26 protein-coding genes are annotated in these 26240 nt (G+C 52.4%); 15 read left to right on the forward strand and 11 right to left on the reverse strand.

Annotated features, from left to right (window positions below; genetic code table 11):
• Window positions 1–41: 41 nt before the first annotated feature.
• On the reverse strand, window positions 42–932 hold the full coding sequence (locus AC1W8Y_RS08025; RefSeq protein WP_482013947.1) for an AAA family ATPase: 891 nt from the start codon (window positions 930–932) through the stop codon (window positions 42–44).
• A 121-nt stretch (window positions 933–1053) separates the two neighbouring features.
• Here AC1W8Y_RS08025 and AC1W8Y_RS08030 point away from each other — a divergent pair, with 121 nt between their 5' ends.
• Window positions 1054–1416 (forward strand): c-type cytochrome, encoded by a 363-nt coding sequence (locus AC1W8Y_RS08030; protein WP_482013948.1) that lies wholly within the window; start codon window positions 1054–1056, stop codon window positions 1414–1416.
• An 11-nt stretch (window positions 1417–1427) separates the two neighbouring features.
• The gene (locus AC1W8Y_RS08035; protein ID WP_482013949.1) at window positions 1428–1793 is read left to right on the forward strand and encodes a c-type cytochrome; all 366 of its coding nucleotides are present in this window, start codon (window positions 1428–1430) and stop codon (window positions 1791–1793) included.
• 15 nt (window positions 1794–1808) lie between these two features.
• On the opposite strand, the gene AC1W8Y_RS08040 is transcribed toward AC1W8Y_RS08035, so the two are convergent.
• Window positions 1809–2234 carry a DUF1841 family protein gene (locus tag AC1W8Y_RS08040; RefSeq protein WP_482013996.1) on the reverse strand — a complete coding sequence of 142 codons (426 nt, stop codon included), beginning with the start codon at window positions 2232–2234 and terminating at the stop codon, window positions 1809–1811.
• An 82-nt stretch (window positions 2235–2316) separates the two neighbouring features.
• Between AC1W8Y_RS08040 and icd the strand changes: the two genes are divergently transcribed.
• On the forward strand, window positions 2317–3573 hold the full coding sequence (gene icd / locus AC1W8Y_RS08045) for an NADP-dependent isocitrate dehydrogenase (RefSeq protein ID WP_482013950.1): 1257 nt from the start codon (window positions 2317–2319) through the stop codon (window positions 3571–3573).
• A gap of 309 nt (window positions 3574–3882) precedes the next feature.
• Here the strand turns inward: icd and AC1W8Y_RS08050 are convergent, their stop codons facing one another.
• The 5 genes from AC1W8Y_RS08050 to trxB all read right to left on the reverse strand — a co-directional run bounded on the left by AC1W8Y_RS08050 (window position 3883) and on the right by trxB (window position 7762).
• Complete coding sequence (locus AC1W8Y_RS08050) at window positions 3883–4206, reverse strand: cupin domain-containing protein (RefSeq protein ID WP_482013951.1); 324 nt, start codon at window positions 4204–4206, stop codon at window positions 3883–3885.
• Between the two features lie 32 nt (window positions 4207–4238).
• Window positions 4239–4610, reverse strand: coding sequence for a hypothetical protein (locus tag AC1W8Y_RS08055; protein WP_482013952.1), 372 nt, complete (start codon window positions 4608–4610; stop codon window positions 4239–4241).
• 14 nt (window positions 4611–4624) lie between these two features.
• Window positions 4625–6019, reverse strand: coding sequence for a DUF4139 domain-containing protein (locus AC1W8Y_RS08060; protein ID WP_482013953.1), 1395 nt, complete (start codon window positions 6017–6019; stop codon window positions 4625–4627).
• 113 nt (window positions 6020–6132) lie between these two features.
• On the reverse strand, window positions 6133–6816 hold the full coding sequence (locus AC1W8Y_RS08065; protein ID WP_482013954.1) for a Smr/MutS family protein: 684 nt from the start codon (window positions 6814–6816) through the stop codon (window positions 6133–6135).
• Window positions 6806–7762, reverse strand: coding sequence for a thioredoxin-disulfide reductase (gene trxB / locus AC1W8Y_RS08070; RefSeq protein WP_482013955.1), 957 nt, complete (start codon window positions 7760–7762; stop codon window positions 6806–6808). Before trxB ends, AC1W8Y_RS08065 begins: the two co-directional genes overlap by 11 nt.
• 44 nt (window positions 7763–7806) lie before the next feature.
• On the opposite strand from trxB, the gene AC1W8Y_RS08075 reads away from it, so the two are divergent.
• The 12 genes from AC1W8Y_RS08075 (at window position 7807) to AC1W8Y_RS08130 (ending at window position 21667) form a co-directional block, all read left to right on the forward strand.
• Complete coding sequence (locus tag AC1W8Y_RS08075) at window positions 7807–10176, forward strand: DNA translocase FtsK (protein ID WP_482013956.1); 2370 nt, start codon at window positions 7807–7809, stop codon at window positions 10174–10176.
• Window positions 10177–10181: 5 nt separating this feature from the next.
• The gene (lolA, locus tag AC1W8Y_RS08080; RefSeq protein WP_482013957.1) at window positions 10182–10865 is read left to right on the forward strand and encodes an outer membrane lipoprotein periplasmic chaperone LolA; all 684 of its coding nucleotides are present in this window, start codon (window positions 10182–10184) and stop codon (window positions 10863–10865) included.
• 9 nt (window positions 10866–10874) lie between these two features.
• Window positions 10875–12185: a replication-associated recombination protein A gene (locus AC1W8Y_RS08085; RefSeq protein WP_482013958.1), complete on the forward strand. Its 1311-nt coding sequence runs from the start codon at window positions 10875–10877 to the stop codon at window positions 12183–12185.
• A gap of 190 nt (window positions 12186–12375) precedes the next feature.
• Window positions 12376–13818, forward strand: a complete 1443-nt coding sequence (locus AC1W8Y_RS08090) for a cytochrome ubiquinol oxidase subunit I (protein ID WP_482013959.1) — start codon at window positions 12376–12378, stop codon at window positions 13816–13818.
• Complete coding sequence (cydB, locus tag AC1W8Y_RS08095; RefSeq protein ID WP_482013960.1) at window positions 13815–14819, forward strand: cytochrome d ubiquinol oxidase subunit II; 1005 nt, start codon at window positions 13815–13817, stop codon at window positions 14817–14819. The genes AC1W8Y_RS08090 and cydB overlap by 4 nt, the downstream gene beginning before the upstream one ends.
• Window positions 14806–14925: a DUF2474 family protein gene (locus tag AC1W8Y_RS08100; RefSeq protein WP_482013961.1), complete on the forward strand. Its 120-nt coding sequence runs from the start codon at window positions 14806–14808 to the stop codon at window positions 14923–14925. Before cydB ends, AC1W8Y_RS08100 begins: the two co-directional genes overlap by 14 nt.
• 110 nt (window positions 14926–15035) lie before the next feature.
• Window positions 15036–16382, forward strand: a complete 1347-nt coding sequence (gene serS / locus AC1W8Y_RS08105; RefSeq protein ID WP_482013962.1) for a serine--tRNA ligase — start codon at window positions 15036–15038, stop codon at window positions 16380–16382.
• 5 nt (window positions 16383–16387) lie between these two features.
• Complete coding sequence (locus AC1W8Y_RS08110; protein WP_482013963.1) at window positions 16388–17296, forward strand: DMT family transporter; 909 nt, start codon at window positions 16388–16390, stop codon at window positions 17294–17296.
• Window positions 17297–17317: 21 nt separating this feature from the next.
• A complete protein-coding gene (locus AC1W8Y_RS08115) occupies window positions 17318–18451 on the forward strand; it encodes a hypothetical protein (protein WP_482013964.1) in 1134 nt (377 codons plus the stop codon).
• A 72-nt stretch (window positions 18452–18523) separates the two neighbouring features.
• Entirely contained in the window at window positions 18524–19321 is a 798-nt protein-coding gene (locus AC1W8Y_RS08120; RefSeq protein ID WP_482013965.1) for a shikimate dehydrogenase family protein, read from the forward strand.
• Window positions 19321–20919 (forward strand): GMC family oxidoreductase, encoded by a 1599-nt coding sequence (locus AC1W8Y_RS08125; protein WP_482013966.1) that lies wholly within the window; start codon window positions 19321–19323, stop codon window positions 20917–20919. Before AC1W8Y_RS08120 ends, AC1W8Y_RS08125 begins: the two co-directional genes overlap by 1 nt.
• A gap of 4 nt (window positions 20920–20923) precedes the next feature.
• Window positions 20924–21667 (forward strand): SDR family NAD(P)-dependent oxidoreductase, encoded by a 744-nt coding sequence (locus tag AC1W8Y_RS08130; RefSeq protein ID WP_482013967.1) that lies wholly within the window; start codon window positions 20924–20926, stop codon window positions 21665–21667.
• Between the two features lie 10 nt (window positions 21668–21677).
• Here AC1W8Y_RS08130 and AC1W8Y_RS08135 read toward each other — a convergent pair whose 3' ends face one another.
• The 4 genes from AC1W8Y_RS08135 to queE form a co-directional block, all read right to left on the reverse strand.
• The gene (locus tag AC1W8Y_RS08135; RefSeq protein WP_482013968.1) at window positions 21678–23285 is read right to left on the reverse strand and encodes a glycerol-3-phosphate dehydrogenase/oxidase; all 1608 of its coding nucleotides are present in this window, start codon (window positions 23283–23285) and stop codon (window positions 21678–21680) included.
• Window positions 23270–24778 (reverse strand): glycerol kinase GlpK, encoded by a 1509-nt coding sequence (glpK, locus tag AC1W8Y_RS08140; RefSeq protein WP_482013969.1) that lies wholly within the window; start codon window positions 24776–24778, stop codon window positions 23270–23272. Before glpK ends, AC1W8Y_RS08135 begins: the two co-directional genes overlap by 16 nt.
• A gap of 50 nt (window positions 24779–24828) precedes the next feature.
• On the reverse strand, window positions 24829–25497 hold the full coding sequence (locus tag AC1W8Y_RS08145) for a hypothetical protein (RefSeq protein WP_482013970.1): 669 nt from the start codon (window positions 25495–25497) through the stop codon (window positions 24829–24831).
• A 103-nt stretch (window positions 25498–25600) separates the two neighbouring features.
• Window positions 25601–26236 carry a 7-carboxy-7-deazaguanine synthase gene (queE, locus tag AC1W8Y_RS08150; protein ID WP_482013971.1) on the reverse strand — a complete coding sequence of 212 codons (636 nt, stop codon included), beginning with the start codon at window positions 26234–26236 and terminating at the stop codon, window positions 25601–25603.
• Window positions 26237–26240: the final 4 nt, after the last annotated feature.

The raw sequence follows: 26240 nt of genomic DNA on the forward strand, positions 1-26240 counted from the left end.
CCTGGCTGGCGCGTATTGGTTTTGCTTCGTCGTGCTTCGGGTTACTGCTGATTGGGTCGGCGAACCGAGTTACGTGTCACTGCAGCAAGGCGTTCAAGCAGCTGCAAATCTTGTTCGTTTTTGAGTAAAGCACCCGCAAGCATTGGGATTGAGGTCGCGGCATGGGCGTCAATCTGTTCGGCACTGACATCTTCAGAAATCAGCAAACGAAGCCAATCCAGAAACTCGGAGGTAGAAGGTTTTTTCTTCAAACCGGGGGCATCGCGCAGTTGAAAGAAGGTATCCAAGGCCGCACGCAATACATCGCCATGTATATTGGGGTAGTGCACCTCCACGATGCTACGAAGGGTGTCGCGATCGGGGAAACGGATGTAGTGAAAGAAGCAGCGCCGCAGAAACGCGTCTGGCAGATCTTTTTCATTATTAGAGGTAATAATCACCAGAGGACGGTTGTGCGCCTTGATCGTTTGACGAGTTTCGTACACATGAAACTCCATCTGATCCAGCTCTCTGAGCAAGTCGTTTGGAAACTCGATATCAGCTTTATCGATTTCGTCGATGAGCAACACGACGGGTTCGGGCGATTCAAAGGCCTGCCAAAGCACGCCCTTTAAGATGTAGTTTTGGATGTCGCGCACTTTTTCGTCACCGAGCTGAGAGTCACGCAGCCGAGAGACAGCGTCGTACTCATAAAGACCCTGATGGGCTTTGGTCGTCGATTTGATGTGCCATTGCAACAACGGTCGGCCCAAACCACGCGCCACCTCTTCTGCAAGCATTGTCTTACCCGTGCCCGGTTCGCCTTTGATGAGCAGAGGGCGTTCTAGCGTCAACGCGGCATTGACTGCCAGCTTCAAATCATCGGTTGCAACATAACGGTCGGTGCCGTCAAAACGTTCGGATGGGGTCTGCGTGCTTGCTGCGGTGGTCATGAGTCGTCTTGCTCCGGTCGATTTTTAATCTATTTGAGTCAATTATCGTACAATCAAACGGTTTTTGCGGCCGGACTAATTTTGCCCGGGACTTTTTTGCCAAGCCAAGAGTCATTTCATCATGTTGTCGACACTGACGTTTCGCAGTTTAAATACTTGCCTAGTCTCTCTCCTCGTCTTGGGGACAAGCGCTTCGCTGTCTCCTACTGCTTTTGCTGCAGATGCGCCTGTGGGTAACGCGGAAGCGGCCAAGGCGAAAATAGCAATGTGTATTGGGTGCCACGGGATTCCCGGGTATAAAGCCAGCTTCCCAGAGGTGTATGCAGTCCCTATGATCGCCGGTCAAGGTGACAAGTACATCCAGTCCGCCCTGAAAGCCTATGCGACAGGCAGCAGAAGCCATCCAACCATGAATTCTGTGGCCGCGAGCCTGTCGGATCAAGATATCGCTGATCTGGCCGCTTACTACTCAAGTATCAAATAATCGGGGGTACCATGAAACATCTATCACTCGCCCTCGTTGGCTCGGCCCTGTTGATTGCATCGACGGTTGCGGGCGCTGCTGATTTGAGCGCCGGCAAAGCCACCTGGGAGCAAAAAAATTGCGCTTCCTGTCACGGTGCTGATGCTAAATCGCCTATCTTGCCTGAGTATCCGGTGTTGGCTGGTCAGCATTACAGTTACTTAGCGCACGCGCTGAAAGCATATCAACGTGGTGCGCATGATATGCCGAACACCGCCAACGGACGCAAGAACGCCGTGATGGGCGGGATGGCCATGCAATTGACATCGCAAGATGAGGTCAATAATGTGGCGGCTTGGCTCGAGTCGCTGCCTGGCCCGTTGAGCGTTCACAAGTAAATTTGAGTAGACAGTTCAGAGGCCCACGCGCCTCTGAATCAGTTCAAGGTAGCTGTCGCTGTTAAGCGCTGTGCCTGACCGTTGTGATTCCCACACCACTTGTCCTAAGCACTCCATGATCTCATGGGCGGCAAAATGCCGGTCGACTCGTGCTGACAACGTGTCGTAGGCGGCTTTGATACCCCGAGGTTGGTCGATTGAAACTTGTTCCGTGATGGCCAGATGCATCGACAGGTGTAAAAATGGATTGGTGCGCCCCTCTTCAACGCTATAGTCACGGCTGAGTGCTTGATCACTCTCGAGGTCTGCGTGGTATTCCGGGTGTTGCATGACCCAGCCGAGCGCCTGAGATTCTAGCGGGGTGAGAATCTCCTGCTGGCGGTGTTTACGCCAAGCCTGCACGAAAAATTGACGAACTTCGTCTCTGGACGGATTAAACATAGTAGTGCTGTATTTGCCTTCAGTTTGAGATGCGGCACGAACCCAATAGAATGACGTAAAAACAATGACAACAGGAGCCAGCATGTCATACCAACACATTGTCGTCCCAACCACCGGAAGCAAAATCAAGCTGCGGCAAGATTTTTCACTGGACGTGCCCAATGACCCTATTATCCCTTTTATTCAGGGCGATGGCGTAGGACGCGATGTCAGCCCCGTCATGCGTAAGGTCGTCGATGCAGTGGTCCAGAAGGCATACGATGGTGCGCGAAAAATTCATTGGATGGAAGTGTTTGCTGGCGAGAAGGCCGCCGAACGCTATGGTGCCGATGTGAGGTTGCCCGCAGAGACGATCGAAGCGGTGAAAGAATACGTGGTGTCTATCAAAGGGCCATTAAGCACGCCAGTAGGGGGCGGCATTCGATCTTTGAATGTGAGTTTGAGACAGCAGCTTGATCTCTATGTCTGTTTGCGCCCTGTTCGATATTTCAAAGGGGTACCCTCGCCGTTGCGCCAGCCTGAGAAAACTGACATGGTGATCTTTCGCGAAAACTCAGAAGATATTTATGCCGGTGTCGAGTTTGCTGCGGGATCCGAGCAGGCCAAGGCCTTGATGGACTTTCTTCAAACCAGGCTCGGTGTCGACAACATCCGGTTTCCGCATACCTCAGGTTTGGGCATCAAACCCGTGTCGAGCGAAGGCAGTAAACGCCTGGTTCGGCGTGCTATCCAATACGCGATTGACCACAATCGATCCTCTTGCACCTTGGTTCACAAGGGCAATATCATGAAATTCACCGAAGGTGCCTTTCGGGATTGGGGTTACGAACTCGCTCGCGAAGAGTTTGGTGCCGAATTGATTGATGGCGGTCCTTGGTGCCGCATCATGAATCCGAAGACTGGTCGCGAAATCATCATCAAAGACGTGATCGCCGACGCGTTTCTGCAACAGATACTGCTGCGGCCTGCTGAATACGACGTGATTGCGACCTTGAATTTGAATGGTGATTATTTGTCGGACGCATTGGCTGCGCAGGTGGGTGGCGTAGGTATCGCACCGGGTGCGAACATGTCTGATTCAGTGGCCATGTTTGAGGCGACATCTGGTACTGCCCCAAAGTATGCAGGTAAAGATTACGTCAATCCAGGCTCTGAAATTCTGTCGGCAGAGATGATGTTGCGGCATTTGGGCTGGGTTGAGGCCGCAGATCTGATTATCCAGAGCATGGAGAAAACCATTTTGTCCAAGCAAGTCACCTATGATTTTGCTCGACTGTTACCGGGGGCAACGCAGGTGTCATGTTCTGGCTTTGGTGATGCCATGATTGCAAATTTGTGATCAGTGCTAGGTTCAGTAACCCGTTTGCATTAATAAAAACAGATCTCCTGCTTTTGCAATTGAAAAGTCAAATTTCGACGTTTTGGCGCTAAATAAGGGCATTCCCTGATGCCCTCCGCCGTGTATTGGTGCATCATCAATTTCATGCGGGTGAGGTGACAAAGCCTGTTGTTGGAAAGGTCGGGGATAACGGCACCAAAACAGGTAATAAAAAATAAAAGCAAAATGCGCGACGGCTGACACATTGTGTTGGCCGTTGTCGCTTGTGCGTATCACGCTCGCTAAGCGTGCGAGTGGGTCAAGTACACTTTAGGTGCGTTCACCACCGGTTGGGCCGTAAAAAAAGACCCACGTCGTAAAGTCGTCAGAGAATGCACTGAATCGATGTTCGGCGCCTGCTGCGACAAAGAGCACATCTCCAGCGACAACGTCATACTGTTCGGCATCCAGGGTGAAGTGTGCATTGCCAGAGGCGATCACGTAAATTTCATCACGGGTATGTGGCGTTTGAAGATCAGCGCCTTGCGGCTTGTAAAGTTCTACTTCCAGTGATCCGTGCGTGAAGAAGGTGCGAAATAGTGCTTTGTCTTGCGTGAGTTGTTCGAGTGAATGACTTAAGCTGATTTTTGCCATCAGTACTCCTTATGGGGTGTTGCCTTCGACTATTAACGCCGGTATGCGCGCCGGTTGATGAACGTCAACGCGAGCGCAAAGACGAAAAACGTCGCACCCAAGATGATCTGAAAAGGATCTAGCGGCGATGATCCAGGCCCATGAAATAGGCCCGTCCCATTCGAAATAAACACCAAACCAGAAATCCCGAAAAAGACAGGCGCCAAGTATTTTGCTCTCTTGTTGGTCTGCAGAAGGTTTTTCGAGCGCTCTAGCAGATTATGTGAGGCATGCACCTCAGGCTCATGTTTATCTTTGCATGCCAAACCAAATGATAAATCGGTTGCGCAATCGTGGCACAGGCCTTTTGCACAAGCGCGGCACAAGCCCACGGCGTCAACGTCTGCATGATTAAAACAGCGCATAATCAAAGATACCTTTAAGAATTAACTCGAACCCGATAAGTCAGCGTGGTTGTTCCCTCTGCTGGAATGGAGACTTGCCAGACCGCAGTATTGCTGACAGGCTTGGTGTGACCTTGGCTCTCATTGAGCATTTGCCAATCGCCAGGGATGGGCTCTTGAACAGTCACGGTGACCGCTTCTTTTTTGGCATTTTTTAGGACGATTTCGTAAGCACTTTCGTAAATATTTTTATATTTTCCAGTGCCACCGAACTTAGCAAAACTGATTTGTTTTTTGTCCGCAGTGACGTCAAAGGATTCACCGAGTTTTAGACGTAAGGTTTCGTTCTTTGGGGTGTGGTCGATGTTATCTTCACCAATAAACTGCGTATTGCCAGCTGAGTCTTTTTTGTAGACACGCACAACACCGGTGGGCATAGGCAGGCCTAGGTGAGCGCTCTCTTTGTTGTCGAAATCAACAAATGCGCTGACCTTCAGCTTTTGGCCGAGGTTGCCTGAATTGGTTTGATAGTAATAATCCGAACCAGACAGGATCAACACTTTGCGCATTGGCACATTAGCGCCTGTGAGCAGAGCGACCTGCTTGGTTTGATTTTCTGCAATCGTTGTCTGGCGATCCAGCGAGTAAAGGTGATATTCAAAAAGCGCTTCCTCGCTCATGCTGGCTCTAGCGACAGGGGCAGGCATCGGCGTCGCCAATTTGAACACTGCCCCGGCCACTTGACGTGCCCGATGCACATCACCTGCAACGAGCTGGAGCTTGGCGTTGTTATAGCTCGTGCCACTTTTATTGGTCAGGGTCACCCAGCCAGAAATATCGAGCTTATCGTCAGTTGGATTGAGCGCCACGACGTAGTCCGCCTTCCAGCCGAGCCCCGAGGTGAGGTAGCTCAGCTCAACGTCTTGCTCTGGTGACCCTTTGTTTTCGAGAGTCATGACCAACGTTGGACGATCTCTCAAGTTGGGTGGCACATCATCGTAAACAATGCGCCCCGAAAGACCCGTTTCAATGCGCTGACCGATCTGCAGCACGACCCCGTTATTGGCAGAGAGTACGGTGGCTGTTTCAGAAGTTTCTGCGCCGGTGGTTGGGTTGGAATGAACGATGGTCACCTGACGGCCGACATACTTCTCTAATAATTGTTGCGGGGTCAACAGGTCGAAGTCGAAGTTCTGTTCAAGCACCGTCAGTTTGCCAGGTGAGCTCAGGCTGCGCATTTGCGCGGTCTCGGCAAGTATCTTTGCACTGACATCTCGAAAGGCCAAGGATGAAGCCCCAGATTTGATCGCGATCTTACGATGATCTTTGACCAAGGCCAGGTTGTCGTTGTAGATCGTGACTGCGACGTCTTGTTGCTCGGCCAGGGTACTGCGCTGCTCTGTCGTTTGCGCAAGAGCGATAGACAGCATTGTGAACGCCAGAGAGGTTGCAAAGATGGTACGGCTGATCATGATGCGAGGCCCAAGTCAAAGTAAGTTTATCTTGATGCTCATCATACTGTTGATAAAAACCTTTTTCAGCGTTAGGTCAGTTTAATCAGCACTAATAGCGCGCCTTGGCCGCCGTGGGCGTCGGCTGGCGTAGCAAACGCCTGAACAATCGCGATTTGGGTTAACCAGTGACGCACGAGCTGTTTGAGGACGGGCTGCCCAGACTTGGACCCATAGCCTTTGCCATGGATCACCTTCACACAGCGGGTACCGAACGCGCGACTGGTTTCCAGGAAGTGGATGAGACGCTCTCGTGCTTGGTCGGCTGTCATGCCGTGCAAGTCGAGCTGAGCACCAACTGGCCAATAGGCTTGTCGCAACTTGCGGACCGTATCGGGCCCAACACCCGGTGCCGCAAAACGAGCGTTACCATCTGTGGCGTCGCCCGACGCGGGATAGAGACCGGCGCCATCAGAGACGGCAGTGCTCGTCGCCAAAGGCGTAGCTTGGGTCGCCGTCCCCACTGCCCGCTGACGACGCTGTAAGGCGGTGGCGGGCTTTTGCAAAGTTGCCGGAGGGTGAATGACCCTCGCGTTCGCCTGAATGGGTTTGACCGTTCGAGTCGCGCGGTCGAAGAGTTTGCTGTCTTTTAATAATTCAGCCGGCTGACGCGTTGCTTCGACAGGCGGGGTGACTGCCGCCTGTCGAGCTTTTTCAGCTTGAATCTCTTTGAAAGCGGCCTTGAGATCGGCAAGGCCCTTTTTATTACTCGGCATTCTCCAGCCATCGTTGTGCGTCTAGCGCGGCCATACAACCTGTACCTGCGCTGGTGATCGCCTGACGGTAAACGTGATCCTGCACGTCACCAGCCGCAAAAACGCCCGGCACAGATGTCATGGTGGCCAGACCCGACAAGCCGCTTTTCGTCACGATGTAACCGTTGTTCATGGTTAGCTGTCCTTCGAAAATAGCAGTATTGGGTTGGTGACCAATCGCAATAAAGGCACCGGTGACTGCCAAGTCGACTTTAGCGCCGGTTTGTGTGCTTCTAATTCGCACACCCGTGACCCCTGACGCATCACCGAGGACTTCGTCAAGTTCTTGGTATAGCGCCAGTTTCATATTGCCGTGAGCGACTTTATCCATCATTTTGTCAATCAGGATGGGTTCAGCGCGAAATTTATCGCGACGATGAACCACGGTCACACTTCGGCAAATATTGGATAGGTAGAGCGCTTCTTCGACGGCGGTATTGCCACCGCCCACTACCACAACATCCTGATTCTTATAGAAGAATCCGTCGCAGGTGGCGCAGCCTGATACCCCACGGCCCATGAAGGCTGCTTCGGAAGGTAACCCCAGGTATTTGGCTGAGGCGCCTGTCGAGATAATCAAGGCATCGCACGTGTAAAGCTGACCGCCGTCGCCCACCAGTTTGAAAGGACGGCTGGATAGATCGACACTGGCGATATGGTCGTACACCATTTCTGTATTAAACCGTTCGGCGTGCTCGGCAAAGCGCTGCATCAGTTCAGGCCCTTGAACGCCTTGGGCGTCTGCGGGCCAATTGTCGACGTCCGTGGTAGTCATCAATTGGCCGCCTTGCGCCAACCCTGTCACCAGCACCGGGTTCAGGTTGGCGCGAGCGGCGTAGACTGCGGCTGTATAGCCAGCAGGGCCAGATCCTAGAATCAGGACTTTTGCATGTTTGCTTGTCGACATCAGGTATTTACCCCTATAGTGGTGTCCAAATTATAATGTGCGCCATGTCCAGAACATCTCATCCCTCAGCGCGCACGTCGCGAACGACCCGAAACACCAAAAACGGCCCCTCCGCGATGCAAAGCAGGCTGTTTTCGATCTTGCGAGAGGCTCGCTGGATTTTCTTCGCGGCGCTGGCGGCTTGGCTTTCGCTCATCTTGTTTTCTTGGTCGCCCAACGACGGCGGATGGGTTCATTCGAGTGCGTCAAACACGATACAAAATCGGGGTGGCTACCTCGGTGCCAACTTGTCGGACATCTTGTTTTCCCTGTTCGGTTTCTCTGCCTGGTGGCTGGTTGTGCTGTTGTTACATCGCGTCCGAGCAGGTTATCGGCGCTTGGCAAACCAGATTCGAACCAAAGGTGAACCAGAGACCCTCGAGCGGGTCAAATGGGAACAAGGTATTGGTTTTTTGATGTTGCTGGTTGGTTCCGTCGGGTTAGAGGCTTACCGTTTCGGCTCGTGGGGGATGCGATTACCTGGCCACACCGACACCATGAGTGGGGCCGGTGGCTGGATCGGGCAAGCCTGGTCAAGTTTTCTGGGTCAAGGGGTGGGTTTTACCGGCAGTACGTTGATTCTTTTGGCATTGGTCATCATCGGGCTGAGTTTGTTTTTCGGCTTTTCGTGGTTGGTGCTTTGTGAACGGATTGGCGGCTGGTTAGAGCTGGCTTACTTCGGGATCAAAGATTGGCGCACCGCCCACGTCGATCGTCAAGCCGGCGAGGTCGCCCAAGCCAGAAGACGTGAACAGGTTGAAGCGAAGCAGGATATCATCGTCCACGATCAACCGATCCGCATTGAGCCGGCGGTGGTCTCGGTCGTGAAATCAGAGCGAGTGCAAAAAGAAAAGCAACAAACACTGTTCAGTGAACCCTCTGCGACAGGCGATCTGCCAGCGCTCTCCTTGCTAGACCCGCCACCACCTATTGTTGAAACCGTTTCACCTGAAACGATTGAGTTCACTTCTCGCCTTATTGAAAAAAAATTGGCTGATTTTGGGGTTCAGGTGCAGGTCGTTGCTGCGCAGGCTGGCCCCGTGATTACGCGTTATGAGATTGAACCTGCCACCGGCGTCAAAGGCAGTCAGGTGGTGAATCTCGCGAAGGATTTAGCCCGAGCACTGAGTCTGGTCAGCATTCGTGTGGTTGAGACTATTCCCGGCAAAAACCTGATGGGGCTTGAGTTGCCCAATCAACGACGTCAGATGGTGAAGTTATCCGAAATACTTGGCTCACAAACCTATCACAGCAATCATTCTGTGGTGACCATGGCCTTAGGTAAGGATATCGCGGGGAATGCGGTGGTCGCTGATTTGGCGAAAATGCCGCACCTGCTGGTGGCTGGCACAACCGGCTCTGGCAAGTCAGTGGGTATTAATGCCATGATTTTGTCACTGCTGTACAAAGCAGATGCCCATCACACGCGACTGATTCTGATTGATCCGAAAATGCTTGAGATGAGTGTTTACGAAGGCATCCCTCATTTGCTGGCACCCGTCGTGACCGACATGCGGCAGGCGGCAAATGCGCTGAATTGGTGCGTGGGCGAGATGGAGAAACGCTATCGTTTGATGAGCAAGCTCGGTGTGCGTAATCTGACAGGTTACAACACGAAAATCAGAGATGCGATCAAGCATGAAGAGCCTATTCCCAATCCCTTTTCGCTAACCCCAGATCAACCCGAACCCTTGAAAGAGTTGCCAACGATCGTCGTCGTGATCGACGAGTTGGCAGATCTGATGATGGTGGTGGGCAAGAAAATCGAAGAGCTGATTGCTCGCCTGGCACAAAAAGCCCGTGCCGCGGGGATTCATCTGATCCTCGCGACGCAACGTCCCAGTGTTGATGTGATCACGGGGTTGATTAAGGCTAATATCCCGTCGCGTATTTCGTTTCAGGTTTCGTCCAAAATCGACTCCAGAACGATTCTGGACGAGATGGGGGCAGAGGCGTTGCTCGGGCAAGGCGATATGCTTTACAAGGCCTCAGGCTCAGGTCTGCCGGTTCGTGTGCACGGTGCGTTTGTCACCGATGATGAAGTCCATCGCGTGGTGGAATACCTCAAAGCGCAGGGCGAGCCGGATTATATTGACGGGTTGCTCGAGGGGGGGATTGCCGGCGAGACCGGCGACGGCCTCAGTAGCGTGACGGGTTTATCTGATCCCGAATCAGATCCCATGTACGATCAGGCTGTCGAAGTCGTTTTGAAAAATCGTCGGGCGTCCATTTCGTTGGTACAACGCCATTTGCGGATAGGCTACAACCGAGCCGCGCGTTTGCTCGAACAGATGGAGAATTCTGGTCTGGTGTCCAAAATGCAATCCAATGGCAATCGTGAGATTCTCGCCCCTAATGCCACCCAAGAGGAATGAGCTGCATGGCTATTGAACGGATCTGCGCAAGCTTGCTGGTCGGCGCGTTTCGGTTGACGGCGGCCGTTGGGGTTGTGGCAGCGTTGGCGCTGACTCATGCTCAAGCCTATGCACAGGGGCAGGCAAACGGCGATGCAGTGGCGCAACTGCGAAAATTTGTCTCGCATGTTTCTGCTGCCCGCGGGCAGTTCTCGCAATATACCGTGGGCCCTCAGGGGCTATCCAAGCCTAAACAAACTGGCGAGTTTTTGTTTGAGCGGCCCGGTCACTTTAGCTGGCACGTGCTCAAACCCTACGAACAGCAAGTCGTGTCGGATGGCACCACGTTGTTTCAATACGACCCCGATCTCAATCAGGTCATGACAAGACCAGTCGCTCAGGCAATTGGGGCGTCTCCCGCGGCGATCTTGTTTGGCTCTGGCGACATGGCAAAAGTGTTCAAGCTCACGGCATTGCCAGCGCGCGAGGGTTTGTCTTGGTTGCGAGCAGAACCTAAAACCGCTGATGCCGGCTTTGTTCAAGTAGACATTGGTTTCTCAAACGATCTGCCGATGAGATTTATTTTGCTGGATGGCTTTGGTCAAACGACACATGTAGACCTGAGCGATTTAAAGCCTAACCCCGCGTTAGCCGCTGATAGCTTCAAATTCGTCCCCCCACTGGGGGTTGATGTGGTGCGGGCGCAATAGGCTTGCGACGTGACTGACGATCTGTTCAGAGCGAAGCCGACACCGCCGCTGGCCGAGGCGCTTAGACCTCAACACCTGAACGACGTCATTGGACAGGCTCATTTATTGGGCCCTGGCAAACCGTTGCGCTTGGCCTTCGAGTCTGGTCAACCACATTCGATGATTTTGTGGGGACCGCCTGGGGTGGGCAAAACCACAATCGCGCGCCTCACGGCAAAGGCCTTTGATTGTCATTTCATTGCTATCTCAGCGGTGTTTGCCGGGGTCAAAGAAATTCGCGCGTCGATGGATGAAGCGCAACATGCACTTGATCAAAACAATCAGCGGACGCTGCTCTTCGTCGATGAAATTCATCGTTTCAACAAATCGCAACAAGATGCTTTGCTGCCTTTTGTTGAGTCTGGATTAGTGACTTTCATCGGTGCCACGACAGAAAACCCGTCTTTCGAAGTCAATTCTGCTTTGTTGTCGCGCGCACAAGTCTATGTGCTGAAGTCTTTAACCGAGGATGAGCTCAAGCTGTTGCTGCAGCGGGCGCAAGCGCAATCACTCGCTTGCCTTGAGTTTGAAACCCTTGCGGTCGATACCCTCATTGGCTATGCCGATGGCGATGCGAGAAGATTTCTAAATTTGCTCGAACAATGCAGGACAGCCGCAAGTGCTGCTGATGTTCAGTGGATTAGCGCCGACTTTATCAAAAATGCCTTGACGGTCAATACACGGCGTTTCGATAAAGGCGGCGACAATTTTTATGACCAGATTTCAGCTCTCCACAAATCGGTTCGGGGCTCTCATCCAGATGCCGCCCTCTACTGGCTGACAAGAATGTTGGATGGCGGCGCAGATCCTCGGTATCTATCCAGAAGAATCGTTCGTATGGCTTGGGAAGACATTGGCCTTGCCGATCCAAGAGCCATGCAGATAGCCAACGATGCGGCACTGACCTTTGAACGGTTGGGAAGTCCAGAAGGTGAACTCGCACTAGGACAGGCAGTGATTTATCTAGCTGTTGCTGCCAAGAGCAATGCTGGCTACAACGCCTACAACCAAGCAAGGGCCTTCGTGAAGCAGGACAAGAGTAGAGAAGTTCCTGTTCATCTTCGCAATGCGCCAACAAAGCTGATGAAGGAACTGGGCTATGGGCATGAATACAGATATGCTCATGATGAACCCAATGCCTATGCTGCTGGTGAAACCTATTTCCCCGAAGGCATAGAAGAACCTGGTTGGTATCAACCAGTGCCAAGAGGCTTAGAAATCAAGATTGCTGAAAAGATGAGCCTGCTCAAGCAGTGGGATGAAGAAGCAGGCAAGAAATAGGAAGTCACTGAGAAGAAGATGCAAAGCCTTTTTTAAGAACGGGTTGAACTACTTTCCGGTCATGACAGATTGGTGTCAGCGGGAAATTTGATGAAGAACAGGGTGGTTGCGTTTACCGTACAGACGAATGTCATCGTTCGGGTGTATAGTTAATTTCAAAAGCTGACCCAACCGCACCGGAGATACAGATATGGATTGGTTTGACGCTCACAATCTTGCGCGCTTGCAGTTTGCTTTCACGGTGAGCTTTCACTTCATCTTTCCCTCTTTTTCGATCGGGCTTGCGAGTTATCTCGCCGTCCTTAACGTCGGGCACCTCTCCACGGGGCGGGCCGTCTATCTCACCTTGTTTAACTACTGGAAAAAGATTTTTGCTGTAGCGTTTGGCATGGGAGTAGTCTCTGGCATCGTGATGAGCTATCAATTTGGCACGAACTGGAGCGTCTTTGCAGACAAGTCGGGGCCAGTGATTGGGCCGCTGATGGGGTACGAAGTGCTGACTGCGTTCTTTCTTGAGGCTGGGTTTCTTGGTGTCATGCTGTTCGGACGCGAGCGGGTAGGGCCCAAATTACATTGTCTGGCAACCTTACTGGTCGCTTTTGGGACGGCACTCTCTGCCTTCTGGATTCTTGCCGTTAATAGCTGGATGCAGACACCTGCGGGCTACAGTATGAATGACGCAGGTCAATACGTGGTTGAAGATTGGTTTGCGGTTATTTTCAATCCGTCTTTCCCATATCGTTTTGTGCATACCGTTTTTGCCGCTTATCTGACCACCGCTTTGGTCGTGGGTGCGGTGGGTGCTTACCATCTCCTCAAATTTAAGAAAAATCCACCGAGTGATACCGCCGGCACGGACGCGCTTCAGGCTGGAAGAACCATGTTCTCGATGGCCATGTGGCTGATTGCGATTGTTGCACCTCTGCAAATTCTGGCGGGTGATATGCATGGATTGAACGACTATGAATATCAACCCAAGAAAGTGGCGGTGATCGAGGGGCATTACGACACCATCACGCCTGCGCCGCTCGTCTTGTTTGGAATACCGGACTCGAAAGAGAAAAAGATGAATTACAAGGTTGAGATTCCGTATTTGGGCAGTTTGATTCTGACGCACTCGCTCACTGGTGTGGTTCAGGGCTTAAATACTTGGCCTGACAATGAAGTGCCACCCATGACGTTGCCGTTTTTTGCATTCAGGGTAATGGTGGGTTTGGGTGTGTTAATGCTAGCGCTGGGTATGTTGAGTCTGTGGTTGCGGCTTAGCCGAAAACTCTATGACAGCCAGTTCTTGCATAAATTCGCTGTTGCCATGGGCCCAGCTGGCTTTGTGGCCGTCATTGCTGGGTGGGTGGTGACCGAAGTGGGGCGTCAGCCCTATACCATTTACAACTTGCTGACGACCTGGGAATCCAGATCCCCAGTAGATGCTGAAGCAGTCGGATCGTCCCTGCTCGCTTTTATCGTGATCTACTTCGCGTTGTTTTCGATGGGCATCTATTACATTGTGGTGATGATGAAAAGAGCCCCTCAAGCCAGCGACTCGCATTTGCCGCTGGACGAACCAGTGAGAGCAGCTGGTGTCGGGGCAGGTAAGACCATGAGCACGTTGCCTGAGGGGGCATCATCATGAATATCGATTACGCCTTGATCTGGGCTGCACTCATTGCTGTTGCTGTGATCACCTACGTGATGCTTGATGGCTTTGATTTAGGGGTTGGGATTTTATTTCCCTTCATCAAAGATCCTGAGCATCGGGATCGAATGATCAATAGCATCGCCCCGGTGTGGGATGGTAACGAGACGTGGTTGGTCTTGGGTGGTGGAGGTTTGTTGGCGGTGTTCCCGCTCGCCTATTCGATTATTATGCCCGCGCTCTACGCACCTATCATCATCATGCTACTGGCACTGGTGTTTAGGGGCGTTGCCTTTGAGTTTCGCTGGAAATCTCCGTCCCACAAACCTTACTGGGATTTCGCTTTCTGGTTCGGCTCAATCATTGCCACTTTTGCTCAGGGCATGGCTCTCGGGGGCTTGGTACATGGGATACCCGTTAACGGGCGGCATTACGCAGGCGGCTGGTGGGATTGGCTCTCGCCCTTTAGTCTGATGACAGGGGTTGCGTTAGTGATTGGTTACACCTTATTGGGTTCAACCTGGTTGGTATTGAAAACAGAAGGCGCACTGCAAGAACGCGTCAGACATTTGTCGCGGGTTTTCGGTGGCCTGATGCTTGTCATGATTGCAGTGGCGAGTTTGTGGACACCGTTTTTGAGTGATCAATTCAGAGCCAAGTGGCTCGCTTGGCCAGCGATGCTATTTGTGGCGCCCGTTCCCCTCTTGGTGCTGGTGTGCGCTTTTCTGCTGTTTCGCGGTTTGGCACGCAAAAATGAACTGACGCCTTACCTCGCCGTCAACGGTTTGTTTTTACTTTGCTATATCGGTCTTTTGATTAGCTTTTTTCCGTATATCGTCCCGTCCTCAGTCACTTTATGGGATGCCGCAGGGCCAGATAAGAGCCTGGCGTTTATATTGCCGGGGGCATTAGTGATTATTCCGTTGATTCTCGGGTATACCGGGTACGCCTACTGGGTGTTTCGCGGCAAAGTAAGACATAGCAGTGCCTACCATTAAATCATCACGTTTGAAGCGCTTGGGCTGGTTTGCCCTGATTTGGGCGGTCAGCGTGTCGTTCTTGGCGGTGCTGGCCTACGGTATCCGGTGGATGATCCGGCACTGAACCAAAAGACGGGTGTTGTGCCCAAGACCACCATGTGCGAATCGGTTCAGACAAACATCAGACAAACATTACAATGATTGATCAATTAATAATGTTTGTAGAGTGTGACTATGCATGATCCATCCCTCCTTCGTAAAGATTTGGCTGCCGTGGTGGCCCGGTTGGCAACCCGAGGATTTACATTCGACACGGATCATTTCAACGCCCTCGAAGCTCGTCGTAAATCCGTACAAACAGAAACCGAAGCACTTCAAGCGCAAAGAAATGCGCTTGCCAAGCAGATCGGTGCGCTCAAATCGAAAGGTGAAGATGCCAGCGCTGTCATGGCTGAATCTCAGGCTATCCCGGTCAAACTGAAGTCACTTGAGGCCGCACTCACCGATATCCAGACTCAGCTCGCGGATATGTTGATGGCTGTGCCAAATCTGCCTCATGAAAGCGTACCCATTGGGCGAGATGAGCAAGGTAACGTTGAAATCAGCCGCTGGGTGCCTCATCCAGACCCGTCGACAGGTAATCCCCGGGGTTTGGGTTTTGAGCCCTTGGATCATGTCGCCCTAGGCGAACGAATTGGGCTTGATTTTGAGACGGCCGTTAAATTATCCGGGGCCCGCTTTGCCTTTATGAAAGGCCCCGTGGCAAGACTGCATCGTGCACTGGCGCAGTTCATGCTGGATTTGCAAACGACTGAGCATGGCTATGTCGAGTGCTATACCCCTTATATTGTCAACGCCTCGACCTTGATGGGCACGGGTCAGTTACCCAAGTTCAAAAATGACATGTTCTCTGTCACCCGTGGCGGTGATGACGGGGCAGGGGTTGATGCAAGCGGCAATGCCTTGATGCAAGAAGAACAATATTTGATTTCTACTTCAGAAATCACCTTGACCAATTCTGTGCGCGATCGCATCGTCCCCGCATCAGAGTTGCCGATTCGACTGACCGCCCATACGCCTTGTTTCAGATCTGAAGCGGGCAGTGGTGGGCGTGATACTCGGGGGTTAATTCGTCAACACCAGTTTGACAAGGTGGAGATGGTTCAGGTCGTATCGCCCGATGAATCCTACCAAACGCTTGAGGTGATGGCGGGTCATGCTGGTCGAGTGTTGCAGTTGCTCGGCCTGCCTTACCGTGTCATGTTGCTGTGTACCGGTGATATGGGATTCGGATCCTCAAAAACCTATGATCTCGAAGTATGGTTGCCCGCTCAACACACGTGGCGCGAGATTTCGTCGGTATCGAATTGCGAGGCTTTTCAAGCTCGTCGAATGCAAGCGCGGATGAGAACAGACGCTGGCAAGACAGAATATTTGCACACCCTGAATGGGTCAGGATTAGCGGTCGGGCGTGCCTTGGTGGCGGTACTTGAAAACTATCAGAATGCCGATGGCAGTGTCCGCGTGCCTGACGCGTTGCAAGCCTATATGGATGGTGTCAAAGTACTGGGTGCCGTCTGAGTCAAATGCGGCCGCTGAATTTGCTGTTTTTACTGGTGCCGCCCGTATTCTGGGCAGGCAACGCAGTGGGTGGTCGAATGGCCTCAGGGGTCATCCCACCCATGACGCTGAACTTTGTGAGGTGGGCGCTAGCGCTATTGATCCTCTTGCCTTTCGTTTGGACTACCTTCAAACGAGATTGGCCATTGCTCAAAGCACACTGGTTGTTGATGTCCATCACGGCTTTTTTGAGCGTCACAACTTACAACGCGCTGCAGTACCTCGCGCTCACGACCTCGAGCGCCATCAACATCACACTCATCACCTCCGTGGGGCCGGTGTTTACTTTGCTGATCGGTCGGTTGTTTTTTGGGGCCGCGATCTATCGCTTGGCAGTCTTGGGTGCCGGCATATCCATATTGGGCGTTGTTTGGGTATTGGTGCGAGGTGATTTTTCCAATCTTGCGAGCATTCAGTTCGTTGCTGGCGATTTGTTTATGTTGCTGGCCATGGCGCTTTGGGCGCTCTACACCTGGGTCCTGCGTCGGCGGCCACCCGCCATGTCAATTTACGCAGCCTTTGCGGCACAAATGATGCTGGGTTTGTTATTCGCCTTGCCGATGGCGGTGGCAGAGCTTTCTTTTGGCACGTATGCGGCCATCGAGTTCAGCCCTAAATTATTGCTGATTTTGCTCTACGTATCGACTTGCCCAGCGTTGCTGGCCTATCTTTGCTGGCAACAGGCGGTTGCGAGAACAGGGACGCAACTACCCATGTTTTTTCAGAATTTGACACCCATGTTTGCCGCACTACTGTCAGTCGCTTTACTACATGAGTACCCAGAGGGCTATCATATCGTTGCATTGGCGCTGATTGTGCTGGGCATCGTGTTGGCGAATCGTGTCAATCACACGAACAAGAATAAAAATTTTTAATTTAAATGACGAGTTAGTTTAATGATGAGCGTTTTTAAAGATGTGAAGTTTCTGCCCCGCAGGCAGCTATTCGTGAGTTGCAGTATTGGCTTGGCGTTGTTGGTGGTGTCAGACCACTCAGTGGCTCAAGCGACTCACGAAGCGACGGCACCAGTTGTGACGAGCACGACCACCACCACGGCAACTACCACGACAACTGCCACGGCAGGCAGACAGATTGCGCCTGACCTGCCTTTTCTAACCGGGGCGAACAAGACCCAAGCCGACCAGATCTGGTCTGTATACGAGCAGACCACTGGCGCGCTGGCAAAAACTTGGGGCCAAAATGAAATCCCCGAGACAGCTGATCGGACGGTGTTTTACCCGTTTTCGGGGCCAGACTTCGTCAGCGTTGCAGCGTTGTTTCCGAAAGCAGATCATTTTGTGATGGTCGCGATTCAGGCGGCGGGGCAGCCCGCATCACTCAAGCAAATGTCTGTCGCCAAGCAGGCCAAATTTCAGAATAAATTTCTACGCGAATGGAAGAAATTCGCCAAGCTTGGTTTTTTCAGGACTGACGATTTGAACCAAGACTTATCCGATGCGGATGCTCACATCGGGGTCACCACGATCTTGATGAGTTTTGCGATGTACTCGGGCTATCAGGTCAAGGATGTCTTCCCCATTGCGCTGAGCGAGACAGGTGATTTCGTTCAAACGGACGGGCCTTGGCATTCAGTCAGACTGATGCTCACCAAAGACGGTCGAGATGTGGTGCTGGATTACGTCAGCACGGATTTATCGGATAAAAATTTGAGTAGCAATGAACCCATGGATAAGTGGCTTGCCAACCACGCGACGCATCCAACCCTGTTGAAAGCTGCCTCACATCTTTTACAGATGCCGAGCTTTAGCAAACTTCGCGACATGGTCATGGCTCGAGCCCCCGTCGTCGTTCAGGATGAAACTGGGCTTGATTACGTTGATTTAAGCAAAATTGGTCAAGTGACGCTTTACGGTGGATTTCTGTACCCGCACGAATTGTTTAACCGCAATCGTCAAGCCTCTCTCGCGTTGGCGTACACGCAATCCAAGAATACTAAGCCTTTGCCCTTTGCGTTCAGTTACAACAAAGGTCAAGAAAGGCGATGTATGCAAATCGTCAAACGCAGCTGATCTGGGGATGAGCCTGACCTGCTAAATGGTTTATGCTTTCCCTCAACAAACGATAAAAAACGAGAGAGAGACATGAACATCACCGGCCTTACCAGGGTCTGCGCGATTCTCGCAGATCCCGTGCAGCAGGTTAAAACGCCGCAACTGATCAACGAATGGGCGACAAAAAAGGGCGTTGATGCAGTCCTCGTGCCCTTGCAAGTCCCTGCCATGAGCTTGTCAGCTTGGGTCACGGCTGCGCGTGGGCTACAGAATCTTGATGGTTTTGTCGTGACCGTGCCTCATAAAATGACCGTCCGTCATTTGTGTGACGAAGTGTCGCCGGCTGCTGCGATGGTCGGTGCTGTCAATGTTGTGCGCCGCGATCCGGATGGACGTCTGATGGGCCATGTTCTTGACGGCGAGGGCTTTGTCGCGGGTTTGCGTCGCAGTCACGTTGAGCTGCAAGGCAAGCGCGTTATGCTCTGTGGTGCGGGTGGTGCTGCTTGCGCGATCGCTTTCGCGTTGGCAGAGTCTGGCGTGGGTGAACTGGCTATCTACAATCGGACTTCATCCAAAGTACATGAACTGATTGAACGCCTGCAACCGTTTTATCCCTCCGTGCAGCTAACCGTCGCCACGGATAGCCCAATAGGATTTGATGTGGTGGTCAATGCGACTTCGTTGGGCATGTCGCCAACAGACCCATTACCCTTTCGAGCGGATCAGCTGGTTGCCGAACAGCTGGTCGCTGAGATCATCATGAAGCCCGCACTCACCCCAGTGCTTGCGATTGCAGAAGAGAAGGGCTGCAGCCTACAGTTCGGTCTGCCCATGCTTGAGTGTCAGATTGAGTTGATGGCAGCTTTCTTACGACTGGGACAGCGTTAATGGAAACTTTTGATTATGTGATTGTGGGCGGTGGCACTGCGGCTTGTGTGCTGGCGAACCGCTTGACGGCTGACGGCAAGTACAGCGTCTTGATGTTAGAGGCAGGTGGTGAGCCTAAGAGCTTATGGATCAAGATCCCCGCGGGGTTTACAAAATTATTGAATGATCCTGTCTATAACTGGCGCTTCACCAGTGATCCCGAAGAGGGGACGCGTCAGCGGCCAATTGCAATCCCACGAGGTAAAGGCTTGGGCGGATCGACCTTGATCAACGGCATGATTTTTGTGCGAGGGCAGCCGCAAGATTATGATCATTGGGCTTCGCTTGGCGCGACGGGTTGGTCAGCTCAAGAGGTTGAACCCTATTTCAAAAAATTTGAGACCTATTTGCCGGGCGGTGGTAACCGTGGTAGGGCTGGCCCCATGCACGTGTCTCCCATTGTTGAACGCTATCGCTTGACTGAAGCGTTTTTAGAAGCAGCAAAAGAAGATGGCCAACCGTTGAATGTCGATTACAACGCCGGTGATCAAGAGGGCTTTGGCTATTATCAAGCGTCTCAGCGGGGTGGTGAACGTTGGACAGTGGTGGACGGCTATCTGAATCCCGCTCGACATCGTAAAAATCTAACCATTCGCACAGGGGCGTTTGTACAGCGTCTCACATTGGATGGTGCGCTTTGCAGCGGGGTCGTCTATCGAGGCCCAACGGGCACGGTCGAAGTCAAAGCCAAACGCGAAGTGATTATGGCTGCTGGCGCCGTGCAAACCCCCCAGATTCTTGAACTCTCAGGGGTGGGTAACCCAAGCTTGTTGCGAAAGTACGGTTTGACAGTGCGTCACGAAGCCCCCATGGTGGGTGAGAACTATATCGATCACTACGCCACGCGCATGAATTGGCGAGTAAAAAACACCCAAACCTTAAACGAAATGGCGCAAGGCTGGCGTGTTGCGATGGCTGCGTTGAAATATTTTACGCAGCGAAAAGGGATTCTGACCTTGGGGACTGGGTTGGTACACGGCTTTGTCAAATCTCAACCAGACATCGCGACCCCCGATGTGCAATACTTTTTTATGCACGCCAGTTATGCGAATGCGGCCGTCCGAAAGCTCGACTCTCTGCCAGGCCTCACGATTGGGGTGACGGGGTTGAGGCCAACCTCAACAGGCAGTATCCATATTCAATCGCCTGACGCTTCACGACAGCCATGCATTCGCCCTAACTTTCTGGCACAGACAGAAGATCAAACGGTTCTGATCAATGGCATGAAAATCGCGCGCCGAATCATGGGTCAGGCGGCAATGCGTCATTACATCGACCACGAAATGTCCCCAGGTGAGGGTGCGCAAACAGATCAGCAATGGTTGGATTTTGCGCGTGAAAATGGTCAAACGATTTACCATCCGATTGGTACCTGCAGGATGGGATCTGATGAGCAATCGGTGGTTGATCCTCGCTTGAAGTTCAAAGGGATTGCACGTCTGAGGGTAGTGGATGCGTCAGTCATGCCAGCCATGGTGTCTGGCAATACCCAAGCTGCCGTCATGATGATTGCTGAAAAAGGGGCTGACATGATCTTAACGGATGCACAACAGGAGTGATGGTATGACCTATGATTTTGAAGGACGCACCTTAGTGCTGACCGGCGCAGCGGGCGGTATCGGTCGCGAGATTGCGAAACGGTTTTATCACGATGGTGCTAATGTTGTTTTGGCCGACCGTGATGAGGCGTTGTTAGCATCGGTCGTGAGCGAACTCGGTTTGGCTGAAGAACGGTGCGCCGTTCTCGCGATTGATTCGGCATCCTCTAAAGACGCTGAAGTGCTGGTCAAACTCGCGGTAGATTGCTTTGGAGGCATTGATTTTCTTGTGCCAGGCGCAGGTATTTACAAATTCCAACCCGTTGAACAGATGACGGATGATCAGTGGCGTGAAACCATGAGTGTCAATCTGGATGGCGTATTTTTTCTGATTCAGCGGGCCTTACCTTACTTGACGGCTAACAGTGCAATTGTGAATATCGCGTCGGTCGCCGCTCATCGAGGGGCGTTTCACAACTCGCACTACAGTGCGACAAAAGGGGCTTTGATTAGTCTGACCAGATCGCTAGCAAGAGAGCTCGCCCCTAAGACCCGCGTGAACTCCGTCTCGCCTGGGATCATTCAGACACCGATGACCAACGAATTGATGCAAAAGCGGGGGGCTGATTCAATTGCGCAGACCCCGCTCAAACGCGTCGGGCAACCCAGCGAAATTGCCTCTGTGATCGCGTTTTTATGCAGTGATGACGCCAGCTTTATGACCGGCGAAGACGTCAATGTCAACGGCGGCATTCACATGGCAGGCTAGTTCGCGAGCGCTACGGCAAATGAAGGTAGTGCTCACATAAGGCTAGAAATGCGGGCAAGCTGGGGTCAATCCCTGTTTCGCTTTGCAAAATCTCAGCAACCTTGGGTGCCATGCTTCGGGCAAGTCGCGCGTCGAGAAATAAAAGACGCGAGCGTCTTGCCAGAACGTCTTCGACTTTGCGAGCATATTCATATCTCGCCGCAAATCTCACCATGGCTTCTGTGAGCTCACCACCCAAGGGGCTGTCGTGGCCTGGGATGCTTTCCAAGCAATTTGCTTCATCACCATAGAGTGCTGGGCCGCCGGGCACCCCCATGGGGTCTGAGACCCGTTGACTGTTCTGGGCCCCCACAAGTAACAGCGTTGCTGTGTCGTCGCCAGTTTGCCGCGGCAATAGCCCTGAGTCAAAACATTGATTCAAGGTGTCGGCTGCCATGACTCGGTAGGTGGTCCATTTGCCGCCCGTTACCGTCACCAGGTTGCTCGGACTAACAAGCACGGTATGCTCGCGACTAATTTTTTTGGTGTCGTCCCCGCTATCGGACGGTGCCTTAACGAGTGGACGTAAACCGACCCAGATACTCTTGATATCTGCTCGCGTTGGGGCGCGATCAAGATACTGGGCAGCCTCGTTTAAGATGAAATCCAGCTCTTCTTTGAAGGGCTCGGGTTCGCGGCTTAAATCGTGTCTGGGCGTATCGGTCGTGCCGAGGATGACCTTGCCGCGCCAGGGTACTGCAAATAAAACACGACCATCTGCCGTTTTTGGGATGATCAAGGCCTGGTTACCCGGTAAGAAGCTGGCATCCACACTGATATGTACCCCTTGGCTGGGGGCAACAATGGCCTGACTGGTTTGGTGACGGGTAGCGTCATCACTCGCTCTGAGCTTATCGACCCAAACCCCGGTTGCATTAATGACGCACTTTGCCGCAAGGCGAAACTGCTTTTGTGTTTCAGTATCTTCGCAAACGAGGCCTTTTATTTTTCCATCGTGGGTCACGAGTTCGTTGACCTTGCAATAGTTCACCAGCACGGCACCACGTTTTGCCGCTGTGCGCGCCAGCGCCAGCGCGAGACGTGCGTCGTCGAATTGAGCATCCCAGTATTTGATGGCGCCCTTTAGTTGTCTGGATTGCAGATTTGGCATGCACTCTCGCGTGTCAGACAAACCCATGATCTGTGTTTTGCCTAAACCGCGTTTGCCTGCGAGTGCATCGTACATGACAAGACCGATCGAGTAGAACGGAATTTGCCAGTATTTATAGCAAGGCAGAATAAAGGACAATCTTTGCGACAGATGAGGGGCATTGTGCAGCACTGTTGAGCGCTCGTGCAGGGCCTCTTGCACGAGCGAGATGTTTCCCTGAGCAAGATACCGAACACCACCGTGCAGTAATTTAGTGGATCGCGAAGAGGTGCCATGGGCGAAATCATCTGACTCAAGCAAGACGACACTGAAACCCCTTGCGACAGCATCCAATGCGATGCCCAGACCAGTGGCACCGCCACCGACGATAGCAAGATCGTATTGGGTAGGTTGCTCTAGCCGCGCGAGCAACGCCGCCCGGTCAGTCGACAAAGGAGATGCCTCAATGGTGTTCAATTTTTTGCCCATCCGAGTGAACGTTCAACCGCCTCGCGCCATCTTGCAATTTTATGTAAACGTGCCTGTTCATCCATCTTAGGTTCGAATATCCGATCGATTGCCCATAACGATGAAATTTGGTCTGTGTCAGACCAAACGCCGGTGGCTAAACCAGCCAAGTAGGCAGCACCTAGCGCGGTGGTTTCGGTCACTTTAGGTCTGACCACAGCGACACCAGTGAAATCTGCCTGCATTTGCATCAACAGGTTATTGTGACAAGCGCCCCCATCCGCTCTGAGTTCGGTCAGCGCAATCCCCGAGTCTTTTTGCATCGCATCAAGCACACCAGCCACTTGCAGAGCGATTGATTCAAGAGAAGCCCGGGCAATATGCGCCTTGGTCGTGCCTCTGGTGATACCGACTAAGGTTCCTCTTGCATTGCCATCCCAGTCAGGTGCGCCAAGGCCTGTAAAGGCCGGCACAAGGTAGGTATCGCCAGAGTCTGACACTGTCTGGGCAAGGGCTTCTACCTCGGAGGCGTGGGCAATCAGACCAAGACCGTCTCGCAACCATTGAATCGTTGCCCCACCCATGAACACTGAGCCCTCGAGACAGTAGGTCGCCGGGCCTCGGGCATGACGTTGCCAGCCTATTGTAGTGAGTAAGCGATGTTGACTCGCATACGCTTGATTGCCTGTATTCATCAGCATGAAGCACCCCGTCCCGTAGGTGTTCTTTGCCATGCCGAGTTTGAAACAGGCCTGACCAAAAGTGGCTGCCTGCTGATCTCCGATCAATGATGCAATCGGTAACGACCGACCAAGCAGCGACGCGTCGGTATGGCCCAGAATCCCAGAGCTTGGCACAATATCAGGCAACAAAGAACGAGGGATATCAAATAAATCAAGCAGCACTGCATCCCAATCCAACGTTTCTAAATTCAAGAGCATGGTGCGCGACGCATTACTTGGATCTGTGGCGTGCACGCGCCCTTGGGTCAACTGCCAGACCAACCAGGTATCGATTGTGCCAAAGGCGAGTTCGCCTCGTTCGGCCTGCGCGCGAGCGCCTTCAACATTGTCGAGCAGCCAGCGGATTTTGGTGGCAGAAAAATAACTGTCAACGACGAGGCCGGTCTTTTGAGCGACCAAAGGCCCATGGCCAGCGTCGCGCAGATCGTGGCAGAAGTCTACGGTTCGGCGGTCTTGCCATACGATGGCGTTGGCGATCGGTTGCCCGGTTTTTCTGTCCCACAAGACAGTGGTTTCGCGTTGATTCGTGATGGCGATCGCCGCAATCGCTTGCAACGAGATAGCGTGTTGTTGGAGGGCCGTGTCGACGACTTCCCGCATGACCTCCAGTTGCGAGGACCAGATGGTATTTGCATCGTGCTCAACCCAACCGAGGTCGGGAAAAATCTGTTCGAATTCGACTTGTGCAGTACAGACAACTTCGCCAGCCGCGTTAAACAAAATCGCACGTGAACTGGTGGTGCCTTGATCCAGCGCCAAGATATAGCTCATGACTTGATGGTTCCTGTGTTGGTAGGCTTGTTCAGGAGTTAGGGGCGTCTTTAATTGATGCCGTAGAACGACTTGACGGTAGTCCATGCCGTGTTTTGCAGAAATGCCACAGTAGTCGCATCTAAGCCAGCGGTGTAACTGTTACCGATTGGAGTCATGTCGTTTTGATTACCGGCCTTGACGTATTCAGCGGCTAACGATTCAGTCATTTCAGGTTTGTCGTCATAGGCCCAAGACATAAATAGCATCGGCTCGGCACCGTGACTTCGCACCGTATCGCCATGCTTTTTCACGTATTCGTAAAAAATAGGTTGCAATTGTGGGTGGATGGGACATTGGCTGCAATCCATCATGATTGCAATATCCCAAAGTTTATCGAGCTTGTTGAACTGAACTTCGTTATTCCCCACAAAGGAATAACGGCCAATACCACTTGGCGCAAAGTAGCTTTCAACATTGTGCCAATCCAGGCCAGAACCACCAATGGTGATCGAAGTGCTTCTGAATTCTTGCTTGGTGCCAGCAGCTTTTAAGAGATTGCTGACATGGCCGTGCATGCTGTTGTTGTAGTAAAAAAAACTGTTGCCAACATAGATGCCTGAGGTGATCTTCGCTGTGTGGGGCTGTGTGACTTTAGGGGTGTCAAAAGCATAGGATTGCCCCATCATCAGGCAAAGGGATGTCAACAATAGGGTTTTAATGAATGACGTAAGCATCATGACGTGGTCTCCGGGTTTTATCGTTGTTCGCTTGATGCCCCCAATATAATCCAAGCTTCTGTGCGAAAGACAATCTATTGACTCATGGCATTGCTCAAAGGCGTCAATCTATCCCGATAATCTTGTGAGTCTGGAGGCTCAGTCGCCACTGAGGGTGATCCAAGCAGTACTGGATCGCCGCTTGGGTGTGTTGCGCTTGTTGCGCACTATCCATGGGCTGCAAGAGAAAATGCTTGAAGCGCAAGCCCTCAAAGAGCTCGGGCCGAGCCTTCAGTTGGGGGAATACCAGCTTGAGCTCGTCACCACTCACTTGGTTGAGCGGCGCGTCGGATTTTGGGCTTACACAAATCCAATCGATACCGGCAGGTGCTTTGATGGTTCCGTTCGTTTCAACGGCGACTCGAAACCCTTGTTGGTGCAATGCTTGTATCGCCGCATCGTCCAGTTGAAGCAGCGGTTCGCCACCCGTGCAAACGACGAGTCGATGCTCGTGCGCCTGACTCGGCCAAAGTGAGGCAACTTTGGCGGCCAAGCTAGCTGCATCCGAAAATTTGTCCCCATTCACGCCGTTCGTACCAACGAAGTCAGTATCGCAAAACTGACAGACTGCCGTCGCGCGATCTGCCTCTCGACCAGTCCAGAGATTACATCCAGCAAAGCGTAAAAAGACCGCTGGCATGCCAACCTGCAATCCTTCACCCTGCAGGGTGTAGAAAATCTCTTTCACGCTATAGGTCATTCGT

It is taken from the genome of Jezberella sp. (assembly GCF_964834465.1).

Coding starts and splice junctions, on each gene's coding strand:
- AC1W8Y_RS08025 (WP_482013947.1), bottom strand. CDS start 932: ATGACCACCGCAGCAAGCACGCAGACCCCATCCGAACGTTTTGACGGC.
- AC1W8Y_RS08030 (WP_482013948.1), top strand. CDS start 1,054: ATGTTGTCGACACTGACGTTTCGCAGTTTAAATACTTGCCTAGTCTCT.
- AC1W8Y_RS08035 (WP_482013949.1), top strand. CDS start 1,428: ATGAAACATCTATCACTCGCCCTCGTTGGCTCGGCCCTGTTGATTGCA.
- AC1W8Y_RS08040 (WP_482013996.1), bottom strand. CDS start 2,234: ATGTTTAATCCGTCCAGAGACGAAGTTCGTCAATTTTTCGTGCAGGCT.
- icd (WP_482013950.1), top strand. CDS start 2,317: ATGTCATACCAACACATTGTCGTCCCAACCACCGGAAGCAAAATCAAG.
- AC1W8Y_RS08050 (WP_482013951.1), bottom strand. CDS start 4,206: ATGGCAAAAATCAGCTTAAGTCATTCACTCGAACAACTCACGCAAGAC.
- AC1W8Y_RS08055 (WP_482013952.1), bottom strand. CDS start 4,610: ATGCGCTGTTTTAATCATGCAGACGTTGACGCCGTGGGCTTGTGCCGC.
- AC1W8Y_RS08060 (WP_482013953.1), bottom strand. CDS start 6,019: ATGCTGTCTATCGCTCTTGCGCAAACGACAGAGCAGCGCAGTACCCTG.
- AC1W8Y_RS08065 (WP_482013954.1), bottom strand. CDS start 6,816: ATGCCGAGTAATAAAAAGGGCCTTGCCGATCTCAAGGCCGCTTTCAAA.
- trxB (WP_482013955.1), bottom strand. CDS start 7,762: ATGTCGACAAGCAAACATGCAAAAGTCCTGATTCTAGGATCTGGCCCT.
- AC1W8Y_RS08075 (WP_482013956.1), top strand. CDS start 7,807: ATGTCCAGAACATCTCATCCCTCAGCGCGCACGTCGCGAACGACCCGA.
- lolA (WP_482013957.1), top strand. CDS start 10,182: ATGGCTATTGAACGGATCTGCGCAAGCTTGCTGGTCGGCGCGTTTCGG.
- AC1W8Y_RS08090 (WP_482013959.1), top strand. CDS start 12,376: ATGGATTGGTTTGACGCTCACAATCTTGCGCGCTTGCAGTTTGCTTTC.
- cydB (WP_482013960.1), top strand. CDS start 13,815: ATGAATATCGATTACGCCTTGATCTGGGCTGCACTCATTGCTGTTGCT.
- serS (WP_482013962.1), top strand. CDS start 15,036: ATGCATGATCCATCCCTCCTTCGTAAAGATTTGGCTGCCGTGGTGGCC.
- AC1W8Y_RS08110 (WP_482013963.1), top strand. CDS start 16,388: ATGCGGCCGCTGAATTTGCTGTTTTTACTGGTGCCGCCCGTATTCTGG.
- AC1W8Y_RS08115 (WP_482013964.1), top strand. CDS start 17,318: ATGATGAGCGTTTTTAAAGATGTGAAGTTTCTGCCCCGCAGGCAGCTA.
- AC1W8Y_RS08120 (WP_482013965.1), top strand. CDS start 18,524: ATGAACATCACCGGCCTTACCAGGGTCTGCGCGATTCTCGCAGATCCC.
- AC1W8Y_RS08125 (WP_482013966.1), top strand. CDS start 19,321: ATGGAAACTTTTGATTATGTGATTGTGGGCGGTGGCACTGCGGCTTGT.
- AC1W8Y_RS08130 (WP_482013967.1), top strand. CDS start 20,924: ATGACCTATGATTTTGAAGGACGCACCTTAGTGCTGACCGGCGCAGCG.
- AC1W8Y_RS08135 (WP_482013968.1), bottom strand. CDS start 23,285: ATGGGCAAAAAATTGAACACCATTGAGGCATCTCCTTTGTCGACTGAC.
- glpK (WP_482013969.1), bottom strand. CDS start 24,778: ATGAGCTATATCTTGGCGCTGGATCAAGGCACCACCAGTTCACGTGCG.
- AC1W8Y_RS08145 (WP_482013970.1), bottom strand. CDS start 25,497: ATGATGCTTACGTCATTCATTAAAACCCTATTGTTGACATCCCTTTGC.
- queE (WP_482013971.1), bottom strand. CDS start 26,236: ATGACCTATAGCGTGAAAGAGATTTTCTACACCCTGCAGGGTGAAGGA.